This is a genomic window from Paenibacillus sp. FSL K6-1566 (assembly GCF_038050475.1).
Lineage (GTDB): Bacteria > Bacillota > Bacilli > Paenibacillales > Paenibacillaceae > Paenibacillus_AQ > Paenibacillus_AQ lactis.
In genome coordinates this window covers 3330297-3342544 of sequence record NZ_JBBOSR010000001.1, presented here as the reverse complement: position 1 = coordinate 3342544, position 12248 = coordinate 3330297, and the positions used below count along the sequence as shown (strand labels likewise).

The 12248-nt window shown below is 52.0% G+C and carries 11 protein-coding genes; 2 read left to right on the top strand and 9 right to left on the bottom strand.

Annotation, left to right across the window (positions count from 1 at the left end):
* Window positions 1–59 precede the first annotated feature (59 nt).
* The 6 genes from NST08_RS14675 to NST08_RS14650 all read right to left on the bottom strand — a co-directional run bounded on the left by NST08_RS14675 (window position 60) and on the right by NST08_RS14650 (window position 5203).
* Complete coding sequence (locus tag NST08_RS14675) at window positions 60–407, bottom strand: hypothetical protein (protein ID WP_007130089.1); 348 nt, start codon at window positions 405–407, stop codon at window positions 60–62.
* A 152-nt stretch (window positions 408–559) separates the two neighbouring features.
* On the bottom strand, window positions 560–1042 hold the full coding sequence (locus tag NST08_RS14670) for a tetratricopeptide repeat protein (RefSeq protein ID WP_028407279.1): 483 nt from the start codon (window positions 1040–1042) through the stop codon (window positions 560–562).
* A 313-nt stretch (window positions 1043–1355) separates the two neighbouring features.
* Window positions 1356–1994 carry a nitroreductase family protein gene (locus tag NST08_RS14665; protein WP_007130091.1) on the bottom strand — a complete coding sequence of 213 codons (639 nt, stop codon included), beginning with the start codon at window positions 1992–1994 and terminating at the stop codon, window positions 1356–1358.
* A 125-nt stretch (window positions 1995–2119) separates the two neighbouring features.
* A complete protein-coding gene (locus NST08_RS14660; protein WP_028407278.1) occupies window positions 2120–2575 on the bottom strand; it encodes an RrF2 family transcriptional regulator in 456 nt (151 codons plus the stop codon).
* A 77-nt stretch (window positions 2576–2652) separates the two neighbouring features.
* Window positions 2653–4659 (bottom strand): Na+/H+ antiporter, encoded by a 2007-nt coding sequence (locus NST08_RS14655; RefSeq protein WP_007130093.1) that lies wholly within the window; start codon window positions 4657–4659, stop codon window positions 2653–2655.
* A gap of 124 nt (window positions 4660–4783) precedes the next feature.
* A complete protein-coding gene (locus NST08_RS14650; RefSeq protein WP_306437002.1) occupies window positions 4784–5203 on the bottom strand; it encodes an Lrp/AsnC family transcriptional regulator in 420 nt (139 codons plus the stop codon).
* Window positions 5204–5382: 179 nt separating this feature from the next.
* Here NST08_RS14650 and NST08_RS14645 point away from each other — a divergent pair, with 179 nt between their 5' ends.
* Complete coding sequence (locus tag NST08_RS14645; RefSeq protein WP_007130095.1) at window positions 5383–6363, top strand: oxidoreductase; 981 nt, start codon at window positions 5383–5385, stop codon at window positions 6361–6363.
* Window positions 6364–6454: 91 nt separating this feature from the next.
* On the opposite strand, the gene NST08_RS14640 is transcribed toward NST08_RS14645, so the two are convergent.
* The 3 genes from NST08_RS14640 to NST08_RS14630 form a co-directional block, all read right to left on the bottom strand.
* A complete protein-coding gene (locus NST08_RS14640; RefSeq protein ID WP_007130096.1) occupies window positions 6455–7045 on the bottom strand; it encodes a TetR/AcrR family transcriptional regulator in 591 nt (196 codons plus the stop codon).
* 73 nt (window positions 7046–7118) lie between these two features.
* Window positions 7119–8798, bottom strand: a complete 1680-nt coding sequence (locus NST08_RS14635; protein ID WP_007130097.1) for a glycoside hydrolase family 2 protein — start codon at window positions 8796–8798, stop codon at window positions 7119–7121.
* 23 nt (window positions 8799–8821) lie between these two features.
* Window positions 8822–9862 (bottom strand): Gfo/Idh/MocA family protein, encoded by a 1041-nt coding sequence (locus tag NST08_RS14630; protein WP_007130098.1) that lies wholly within the window; start codon window positions 9860–9862, stop codon window positions 8822–8824.
* A 233-nt stretch (window positions 9863–10095) separates the two neighbouring features.
* On the opposite strand from NST08_RS14630, the gene NST08_RS14625 reads away from it, so the two are divergent.
* Entirely contained in the window at window positions 10096–10989 is an 894-nt protein-coding gene (locus NST08_RS14625; protein WP_341341926.1) for a helix-turn-helix transcriptional regulator, read from the top strand.
* Window positions 10990–12248: the final 1259 nt, after the last annotated feature.

Sequence of the window (12248 nt, the reverse complement as noted above, 5' to 3'; positions counted from 1 at the left end):
ATAAGTATAAGTGTTCATTAAATCGAAAGCAGACCGCTTTCTCTTTCCTGTATGGGGTATTACGTATCGGAGACCATCGTCAGCACCTGGGCAAGCAGTTTATCGGTATTGCCTGGGTCGTTCCCGGTAATGCCGCGTTGGGCTTTATTGGCGGCATCCGCATGATGGACAGACTTGGCGGGAGTGGTATTGCCGGATGTCCCGGTACCGCTGCTTAGTCCGTTTCCGTATCCGTTTGCCCGGCTTTCCTGAACGACTTGCAAGGTATACCCGGAGGCTCCGCTGCGTGCAGAATCCAAGGCGTTTGCTTGTCCGCCTAATGCGTTTTGACTTCCTGCGAGCATGATCATCAGCAGCGTGCTGCCAAGACCGATCGACCATAAGTTCATGTTGTTTGTTTTATTCATTAGTGCTGCTCCTTTCATCACCTATCGTGACATCATTAGTCTAAACGGCCAACCTTAGTGAGAAATGAAGACAACCTTAATTTCCATTTCATATTCATCACTGTTCACAATTGGTTTACATAATATTATTTATGTAGTGTTCATTCAACATGCTATTCCCAAACTTGATCAAGCTTATCCGCATAAAACGAAATCGCCCGTCGATAAGACACAATCCCCTCATCATGACTCGTCTCGGCAAGCTCCGTCAGCAGCAGTTCCATCGCATGCTGATAGCTTCCTAAATTGTATAATGTCATCGCGTAAAATACGTTGAATTCCCTGGCTTCGGGGTATTCCTTCTTCGCAAGCTCAAGGACTTCTTTGGACTTGCCATACCGGCCCAGCGTCCGATACGTGGAGCCCAAGCCGAGCAGCGCTCCGCGCCGGTCCGCCCCCGCCAGCCCGGAGGAAATCGCCTTCTCGTAATAAGGGACGGCGGCGCCTTCGAGCCCGAGCATGTCATGGACCCATGCCAGCTGATAATTCAGATCGGGATCATCCGGCGTTTGGCCGTGAAGCGTCAACAACATTTCCTTCGCTTGCTCCGGCTTCCCTTCTTCTCTTAGCTTGATCGCATCCTGCAGCGTTTCCATCCATTTCACCTCTGATTCTGCGCATTTCATTCGCTTCCTCATCTTACCAATCGGTCATTCCCCATGTCAAAGCAAAACCACCCATGATCTCAAGCCTATGTTTAAAAATCGGGTGGCGCTCTAATTAACTTATTCTCGCATAACCTCTACCCTCTCGATCTCAAGGCTGCTCAAATCGTGGATCTGTTCCTTCATGGCGCGAAGAAGGCTTAATCGTCCGGGAACTGAACGAACACGTCCCATCCATAAAAAACAGAGGTCTACTGAACTGTAAACCTCTGTTTTTTTGCTTCGATGATTTAGTCACGAGCCATTAGTTCATTTCGTTCCAGAAAGCAATATCTTCAAGCGGAAGCCGGACGGTCGGACGAGCCGGCGACGCCGCTTTACCGATCGCGATTAACATAACGCTCCGGTACTGGGAAGGAATTTGGAATGCCTCGACAAATTTTTCTTTGTCATAACCGCCCATCGGCACCGTATCATAACCTCTCGCGCGGGCAACCAGCATGAGCTGCATGGAGATGAGGCCGGCATCGACATCCACAATGCTTTCTTTAACATCCTTATCCATGCCGGCATAAATGTTTTCCGCCGTGTAAATAAAACGCTGCTTGACCTCTTCGGTCATATACCCCGCTTCTTGGGACATCGTATAAATTTTTTCACCCTTCTCATACCATTTCATGTCCCCGAGCACGGCAATGACTGCAGATGCCTGAAGCACATGCGCCTGGTTGTTAGCGATCGGATGCAGCTTCTCCAGCAGCTCCGGCTTATCGATGACGAGGAAGCGCCATGGCTGAAGGTTGCTCGATGACGGTGCCAGCGATGCTTCCTTCAGAATTTCTTCCATTTCTTCTCTTGGGATCTTTACGGTTGGGTCGTAGGCACGAACCGAGTGACGTTCTGCAACAACCGTGTGAAAATCAGGCTTCGTTAGAGTTGACATGGTATTCCCTCCATTTTATATTGTGCAAATTAATGCACAGTTTATACCGCAAGTAAACTGTGATGATTTATGCACAGCATAATTCAGCGATCAATTAATTGTCAACTATTACTTGTGAATGAAAATCATACCGACCGCTCGACGATATCTGCGATCGTGCGGGATCTCAGCACACTCAGCGTGTTCTCTTCAATCTCGGACAGAATATCGGAGAAGGATTCTTTGATCTGATCGGCAAAACAATGCCCTGCCGTTGCGTCCAGCATGCTGTCGCTCAGCGAGCTGTGGACCTGAAGGGCCGTATATACTTCGGCCAGCGTAATCTGCTGGGCGTCCTTCTTCAGCCTATAGCCGCCGTCTCGTCCTTCTCGTGATTCGATCAAATTTTCTTGGGCGAGCGTCTTCAGGATGCGTCTGATTAGCGTGGACTCCAAGTGCAGATAAGATGCAAGGTCGCCGCTCGAGCATTTGCCCGAATGGCGCTCAAGCGCTACCAGAGCCTGTACGGCGAGACTAAAGGTTTTATACGTGGACGGGCAGGCCATTGGCGCTTTTTTGTCCGCTGCTTTTTGTATACTCATGATCCTACCCCTTTCTAGTGCTTTCTCCATATTGTATCGTAATGCCGACAACCCTTCAAGCTGAATAGGCGGGAGCTTCATACGCTCTCGCCCTGATCCATGGCTTGCGTTTCGAACAAATTGGCTTCCCGGTAATTCACGTCCATTCTGAAGTGGCTTGCCAGCGTCCGGTCGATTTCCCCCTCCTCGAACTGCCTTTGAATCTCATTTCGCTCCGCCTGGATGGCCTTCAGCTCCAGCTCTCTTCGCTCATTATTCATCTTGCGCACCGTACGGCTCCACATCCGGTCATTGCACAGGTAGAGCTCCATCGCCCGGTAATCCGCCACGACTGCCTGTAATGCTGCCGGTCTTTCTGTTCGTTCCATGCTTTCGAGCTCATCTATAGCCGCATGGATGGCTGCGAGCTTGAGCGCCTTATACTCATCCCAATCCGGATGATCAGGCGACATGGCAGGATGCTTCGGCCGCTCCCCTCCTTTTAAGAGACGCATGACCTGCCTCCACAGTGATTTTATGGTTAAACGGGGCCTGTAACGGCTCGTAAGAAGCAGCTCGACTTTGTTCAAGGAGGCGATAAATTTCTCAGCAACCCTAGGAGCAATCCGCTTTTCCCCCAACCATTGTTCAGCAACGGCGCGCTCGGCCTCCAGTCCCATTTTTCTTATTGCGATCGTAGCTTTCCAGGCACCTTGGATGTCGCCCGTTCCAGCTAATCTCGTATGCTGAAGCTTCCGGGTGTAGACGAGCATTAATTGAAGGGCTTCCTCCTTATTTTCGTCATTCATCTCTTCACGCACCGTCTGCAAGCCTGCTTCCAGGACCCGGATTCTCGCTTCCCGATCATGGGTTTCCTGCCCGGCGGTCGCCTTGTTCTTCTCCCGCGTAAGCAAAGGAAGCAGGCTGCTGGCAAGGATAAGGGTCATTAAAATAACACCTGCGCAAATAAACAGAATGAGCGCCCGCTCAGGGAACGGACTCCCATCCGCAAGCGTTAACGGGATCGAAAAGGCGGCGGCGAGCGTCAAAGCCCCTCTTACCCCGGACAGTGCGGTCAGCACTGCCGATTTGATATTCCGGTTCGTAGAAAGCCATACCCAAACAAGCCGAAGCAGAATAAGGACGGCTGTAATTAAAACGATATACCCGATAACCTGGCCGTTATTGTAAGCGGGATCACTCCAAATCTGATTAATGACCCCAGGAATTTCATGTCCGAGCAGCAAAAAGACAAGGCCGTTTAGCGTATACAAAATGACGGACCAGGTGCTATCCGATACGACACGGAGCCTCATGGAGGCGGACCGCATCCGGTCTCTCTCCACCGCATGGGTAACCCCTGCCGCAACGACCGCCAGAATGCCGGATAGATGAAGTTCCTCGGCGATCAAATAGATGATGAACGGCGTCAAGATGATAACAAGCATATGCAGCGTTACGTCTTCCATCCCGAGTCTTCTCAGCAGCATCCTGAACCAAATGACGGCCAAACCAAGCGCCGCCCCGACCGCCAAACCACCGACCGCAATGACGAAGAAGCTTAAGGCGGCCTTCGGCAGCGAGAAGTAGCCGGTCACCGTTGCCGCAATTGCAAAATTGAAGGCAACAAGCCCGGAGGCATCGTTCATCAAAGCTTCGCCTTCCAGCAAATGCATGATTTTGGGGGGAAGCTTGGCCCTTCCCGATAATGAGCTGACGGCTACGGCATCCGTGGGTGAAAGAATCGCCGCAAGCGCGAAAGCAGCCGATATTGGAATAGTTGGTATCAGCCAATGGATGAACGGGCCGGCAATAAGAACCGTGGCAAAGACCAAGCCGAGCGCAAGCAGCAATATATAAGAGCGGAGCTTCCAGAGTTCCTTGCGAGGCGTTCGCTTCCCGTCGTTAAATAGCAGCGGGGCGATGAAGAGAACCATGAACAATTCGGGATTCAGCGGGACATGGTGAAATGACCGAACGAATGCTGCGGCAATCCCAAGGGCGATCTGGATCAGAGGCACGGGGACAAATGGGACAAACCGGTGGATCATGTTAGAAATGCCGATAAGCACGAGAAACATTAAAATCATCAGAAAAATTTCCATTATCTATCTGCCTCCATCCCAAACAGTACGATCTTTCTCAGGAGCACAACGCTGCTCGTTTACTGCCGCGCCTAGCCACGGAATAGGTTGTGTAGAATAATGGAAATTTATGAATCCGGTCTTTCTATTCTTTAAATTCGATCGGAGAGGATAATACGGTCATCGTTGAAGTGTGTCCATAAGCGCTGCATGTCATAATGAACGCTTCAAGGGATTGCATGGATTCCGTCATGATCTTCATGAGATAGTTATATTGCCCGCTCACCTGATACAGCTCAACAACCTCGTCTGCCTGCCTGCAAAATTCCAGCAGCTTATCGCATGAACCGGCTTGTATGAGAATAAACGCCGTAACGCCCTTTCCCATCTTATCGTGCGCAAGAATCGTCCGATATGCCTTTATGATGCCTTTCTCTTCCATTCTTCGTACCCGTTCCGTCACCGCCGGCTGGGTCATATTGATATGCCGTCCCAATTCGGAATACGACATTCTCGCATTGTTCGCCAGCAATTTTAATATGTTGTGGTCAATCTGATCCATCATCTCGCTCCTTTGCCAGTTGATTAGAATTTCAAATCAGTGGATGCGAATCAACTTTAATTTTCTAACCATTCCACTCCGGATGCCTTGAATTCCTTATGTAAATATATTCGCTTTAAACGTACAATGAATCCACAAGAACATTATTCAATCCATATCCATACTTAAGGAGGAATACGAATATGAGTACAAATGTACATGATCCCATACAGATTGGAAGCTTAACGCTAAGGAATCGAATCATCATGGCGCCGATGCAGCAAAACCAAGGCACCACTGAAGCCTATGCGACCGATTATCACGTAAAACACTACGCTGCCCGCGCCGAGGATGTCAGCCTCGTCATCATCGAGTCGACCGGCGTATCGCCGAACGGCCGTCTTTTTCCTGACGATATCGGCATCTTCACTGACCGGCACGTTGACCCCCTTCGGCGGATCGTGAACGCGGTTCACCAGAAAGGCACCCCCGTCTTTATTCAATTAACGCATGGCGGCCGGAAGTCCTGGCCATCTCTAACGAATAAGCTGATGGGGCCAAGCGCTATCGCCTATGACGATGAATATGGCATCCCCTTGGCGATGAGCTTGGACGATATTAGGACGGAAATCGAGCGATACCGGCTGGCAGCCCGAAGAAGCTTGGAGGCCGGTTTTGACGGAATCGAGCTTCATGCCGCCCATGGACACCTCCTGCATCAATTCCTTTCCCCGTTATCGAACATGAGAGAGGATCATTACGGAGGCAGTCTGGAGAACAGGCTTCGCCTAATTATCGAGGTGCTGGAGGCGATCCGCGCCGAAGTAGGGTCCGAGTATCCGGTGCAGCTGCGAGTATCCGCATCCGATTTTGCGGAAGGTGGACTCACGCCGGTTGAAGTGGCGACGGCATTGACGTACCTGGAATCCAAAATAGATGCCGTGCATGTTTCCTCGGGAGGGCTGGTGCCGAACGCTCCATTAGCGACGCCGGAAGGTTACCAATTGCCATATGCATCGGTGATTAAGCAGTATGTAAACGTTCCAGTGATTGCAGTCGGGAATATTCGCACGCAAGCTTTCGCCAATTTCATTCTAGTAGATCAATTAGCGGATGTAATCGCTGTCGGGAGGCCGTTAATGGAAGATACCCGTTTTGTTGAGAAAATGCTTGTTCATTCTTAATTGCATATCGATAACAGCACAGGGAACGGCTTTTGAAATCCTGCGATTTCAGCCGCTCCCTGCTTCGCTATATATTGAAAGATTCATACATTTAAAACATGACATCCAGCGTGCTCTCGACGATTTGAAGGGCACGGTCGCGATTCAAGGTGGCGGAGTTAAGGACCCGAAGACCGTAATAGCTGCTTAGAAAAAGCTGTGCCAGCTGAAATGCCGAATGCTTGTGGCTGATTTCACCGGACTGAATGCCATCCTCAATGGCTGCGATGATGTGCTCCTCAAGCGTCTGGAGATATTCGCCGAAGGTCCGCTCGACCATCGGATCCCGGCCGGCCCGCTCCATGCTGACATTGACAGCCAGGCATCCCCGGTGATTCGGATCCGCAAAGTCCATATCGATCGCCCATATGAACAGCGCCCGCAGCCGCTCCTTCACCGGAATGGGACGGCCAAGGATCTCGATGGAGCGATCCAGACCGATTTGACTGTATCGCCGAAGCACCTGCTCGAACAGCTCGTGCTTGCTGCCGAAAGCATTGTAGAGGCTTCCCTTGCCCAGCCCCGTCCGCTCGCACAGCTCTTGGGTGGAGCTCGCTTCGTACCCTTTTTCCCAAAATACCTCCATCGCCGCATCAATCACCGCTTCATCCTTGAATTCGCGGGGTCTTCCGTTCGTGCTCATAACACTCATCCCTCTATAATGAAATCGTTTTGTTGATTCGATTATAGGGTTTGTGTACCACTCAGTCAAATATTTAATTCTCTCTAAGTACCTCCCTTACCGTTTCATATGCAAGCTTCGGGCGACGATACTCGTCGACCAGGCCTTTGCTGTTTCGGGTGCATGAGCGGGATAGCAGCCACCCCAGCCCTTCCGTGACCCGGCAGTCGCTGAATTGCCAGATGAACATACCGGAAATGTAGTCACGTCGTATGTACGCCTCGAGGTTGCTGCGCAAAATATCAGCCTGCCGCTCCTCGGAGCCCTTCTCCCGATTCGGACTTCGAAAGCCATAGAAGCCGTCCGCCCCGAATTCGCTCAGTATCATCGGTTTTCCTCTCCCGCCGAGCGCATCGGCCCAAGCCCTTGCCTGATCCGCCAGTTCGCCGGGATCTTCATCTGTATACCATCCAGGATACAGATTAAATGACACGATATCCGCCAAATCAAAACATAGCTCCCGGTCCCGATGATGAGACGCAAAGGAACGGGGGCGGCTGGAATCCAGCTCTTTTATTAGAGTCAGCTGTTTCTCGTAATGCACCCTGCCTTCCTTGGTATCGCTGGCGCATTCATTCAGGACCGCCCAGATCAGAATGGAAGGATGATTGAAGTGCTGCTCCACCATCTCCCGGGTGACCTGCTCGCTCTGCCAAGCAAAATTCGGATTCATCATCTGCTCCAGGCTTAATCCCCGGGCATGGTTCTCCTCCCACACCGCTATACCTCGTTCATCGCACATATCCAGAAAACGTTCATCATACGGATAATGGCTTGTTCGAACTGCATTGCACCCCAGATCAACGATAAGCTCAAGGTCCTTTGCCATCAGCTGCAGCGGAAACGCTGCTCCTGCCAGCGCATGGTCCTCATGCCGGTTCACGCCTTTGAGCACAAGCTCACGGCCGTTCAGTAGCAGTTTTCCATTACAGGTTGTTATTTCTCTGAACCCGATCCGGTCGATCCAATCGTCGCAGTCGGATTCGTCCACCGTTAGGACAGCTCGAAGCTCGTATAGATTCGGCTGCTCCAGCGACCACTCCTGTACATCCGGGTATGGCAACGTCACAATTAGTTCTCCACGTTCGCCAGGACCGACCACACAGCTGCCCAGCGGCAAATTTGAACCTGCCAGTCTTCCCTGGACATCAGCCTTCTTGGTCACTTGACCGATATTGCGTATGATCACCTTCCATTGCCCTTGCCAGCTGCCTTGCTCTCTGTGAGGAGTGAACATGACGTTCTCGATGTACAGATCACCGATCTCTTCAAGCACGACCGGCCGGATGATTCCTCCGTACGTATAGTAGTCGTTCGGGACGTGAAGCGCGGAGGCCTCGCTGAAAGCATTGTCTGAGTAGACCAGAAGCTCGTGCTCCCCTGGCTCCACATCAGGGATGACTGCATCGAATGCGGTATACGCATTGTAATGACGGGCAACCAGTAGCCCATCAAAGTACACTTGAGCCGTGTGGCTGATTCCTTTAAAAACCAAACGTAAATGGGTCTTCTCTGTTAACTTGATCCGTTTTCTGTAGACCCCCGTCCCCCTGTAGGTTCCGAATTGGGGATGCAATTCCCAGCAGCCGGGAACGGGCAGCTTGTATGGAAATGCTTCAGGGGGTTCCCCTAGAGCGGCTGCAGGCGCGAAATCCCACATCCCCTCCAGCTCCTCGATCTTACGGATTTGATGTGTATTGAATAGCCTGATCAATATGATTCCTCCTCAGCGATTCATTAAGCTCCCAGCACATCCGAAATCATCACTTTACGGCCCGTCTTAGCGCTTTCCAGGGCGGCGAGCACCATAGCCATGCTGTAAATATTATCGCTGCAATCGGTCTCCGGCTTCGTCCCGTTCAGCAGGGAATCGAACATATGCTCAAGGCATCCATGATGACCGATCTTCGCCATGTCCGGGAGCACTCCATTTATGCGCTCATATTTCCGGATAAACTGGCCTGTCTGATCACTAGGGGCGACAACCTCCGCATAAATCTCGTCATGTCCGTCCCAGATGGCGGTGCCCCTCTCTCCCGTCACCCTCCATGCAGCTTCCCATGAGGTCTGAACCCCTTCCGCGCACCATGAGCCGCGGTAGTTGAACACCGAACCATCCGACATCTCATAGATGCACACGGCCATTGCATTGCCGGCATACCAGGACCCCGGCGGGTTAAATTCGTGACAGTATACGGATACCGGGTCCGCTCCGCTGATCAAGCGTGCTTGGTCGAACGTGTGGATCGCCATATCCAGCAGCAGCGGGCTATCCATGACATCCCGAAATCCGCCGAAATGCGGCCCTAGGAAAAAATCGGCTGCCATAAAACCCGGCTTTCCGATGGAACCGCTGTCAATCAGCTCTTTAAATGCCCGTATGCGCGGATCAAAGCGGCGATTTTGCATGACGGCATGCGTCCTCCCGGTTTCTTGAGCTAGACGCACGATTTCCAGACATTCCGGCATGGATTCAGCGAGCGGTTTTTCACTAAAAACATGACATCCATGCTTAAGGGCAGCTGTGCTGATTGCATAGTGGCTAGCAGGGACGGTTACGTCAAATACTACATTGGCTCCGGTCGATTGGATCGCGTCGGTGACATCGGTAAATACGGGACATACCAGGCCGTGGCGGTCTGCCATGGCAACGGCGAATGATTCCTGGATATCCACCAAACCTACGATTTCCGTATCTGCTCTTCCTTTTGCATAGTCCACCCATGTATTCGACATATGGCCGCATCCGGCAACGACGACTTTAAATGGCTTGGTCATGATCTCATGCTCCCCACATCAGATTTTTAGGTGCTCCATTGCATCGCCGGGCAGATAAGATCGGACAATCTGTCCGCCTTAGTCGACTTCTCATTGAGATAAGCACCCGGTTGAAATCATTCGAATATTGGCTTACTGTAAATGAAGCAACTTCATTATATAAGCAGATTTTTTGTTAATCTCTATATAACCTTGTGCATTACCACTCTGATCTTGCGGTTTGAGGTGAGCCCATGTCCAATCCGAAAGAGCTGCACGAAAACACCAGGCTTGATTATAAGGCCTACCCGGTACAGGTCTTCCGCAACTTTAGTCCGAACGCGCGAAGTAGAGACTGCATCCTGTATCTTCATTGGCACGAGCACTTCGAAATCATTCGCATGCGGGAGGGGTATGCCGTCTTTCATATCGACACGGCGCCGTATGCCATGAAGCCAGGCGATGTCATGATAATTCCTGGCGGTTGCCTCCATGTCGGCTATGCAAGCGAGGATGGGGATGTTCGATTTGATTGTGTCGTTGTCAACGGGTCGCTGTTCAACGACTTCATCCATGACCCGCTCCATACCCGCTATGTAGCCCCGTATCTCGAAGGAAAGCTGAGATTCCCTATTAAGCCGGCCGAGGCCAATCCGGTGATCCATGATTACGATAGACTGATCGAAGAAATCATCGACGAGTTAAGCTCACGTCCTCCCGCGTACCAGTTGATAGCCAAAACCAAGCTTTACACCCTTTTCGTAGAGCTTGCAAGAGCCTTTCTGCCCTCTCATCTGGCGGAGAAGCCAGCGGAGACGTATTTTGCCAATCGTGAGCGTTTCAAGCAGCTGATCAGCCGGATCGAAACCGAAATCGGCGAGAAAATCTCCGTGGAGGAGGCGGCCGCGCAGGTTGGCTTGAATCCCTTCCATTTCTGCAAAATGTTTAAAAGGCTTACCGGCCGGACCTTCGTTGACTTCGTCAACCTCACCCGGATGAATGAGGCCGAGAAGCTGCTTCGCGAGCGCTCCTTAACCATCACGGAAATTGCCGGGATTGTCGGCTGCAGCAACCCGAATTATTTTACGAAGCTGTATAAACAGTACAAGGGGATAACCCCCTCTCAGTCCAGGTCTGCAGCGGAATAAGTGGGATGCTGGGCATTTGGAGGGGGACTTTTGGGGGAACTTTGGAGGGCAATGCTCGGGAGTTACTTTTGGGCGCTCACTAGTCCCTTTTCGGGACTTGCTCTGACCGCTGAGCTACTTCGGGCGCTCACTAGTCCCTTTTCGGGACTTGCTGAGGGCGCGGTGCTGCCATTTGCGCTCACTAGTCCCTTTTCGGGACTTGCTGAGGGCGCGGTGCTGCCATTTGCGCTCACTAGTCCCTTTTCGGGACTTGCTGCGGGCGCGGAGCTGCTTTTCGCGCTCACTAGTCCCTTTTCGGGACTTGCTGCGGGGTGCGGAGCTGCTTTTCGCGCTCACAAGTCCCTTTTCGGGACTTGCTGCGGGCGAGGAGCTGCTTTTCGCGCTCACTAGTCCCTTTTCGGGACTTGCTGCGGGACGCGGAGCTGCCATTTGCGCTCACTTGTCCCTTTTCGGGACTTGCTGCGGGCGCGGAGCTGCTTTTCGCGCTCACTAGTCCCTTTTCGGGACTTGCTGCGGACGCGGAGCTGCTTTTCGCGCTCACTAGTCCCTTTTCGGGACTTGCTGCGGGCGCGGAGCTGCTTTTCGCACTCACTAGTCCCTTTTCGGGACTTGCTGCGGGCGCAGAGCTGCTTTTCGCACTTACAAGTCCCTTTTCGGGACTTGCTGCGGGCGCGGAGCTGCTTTTCGCGCTCACTAGTCCCTTTTCGGGACTTGCTACGGGCGCGGAGCTGCTTTTCGCGCTCACTAGTCCCTTTTCGGGACTTGCTGAGAGCCTGGACTACTTATCGCCTGGACAAGTCCCTTTTCACCACATCGCCGCAAAGTTTCGCCAATAGAGCCTACTCTTTTACACGCACAAAGGCTCGCTGGAACAGCCGCTTCGCTGCCCATCGAGCCTTTGTTACAACATGTACGCTCCATCCATGAATCTCATCCTACTATCGAATGAGGTATTTGTGCAGACCACTCGCACTCCGACACCGAATATTACCGATCCACCAGCCACCAACTAACCGGCTATCAGTCTTCTACCCGCACTGTACACCTGTATCCAAGCACAACCGTGGAACCGATACTTACACCGCCGAGTCGCCAGGTTACTGTTAGCCCTCGTGACAACCGCATTACCGATCCGCCGGACCATACCTGCAGGCTGCCAATCTCTTGTTCACCTGTACACCAACCACCGACTCTCCGCTCACTTATTTCTGTTACCGAATCACCAAACCATCATGCATGGCTTGTCGTCCGAGCTTCGA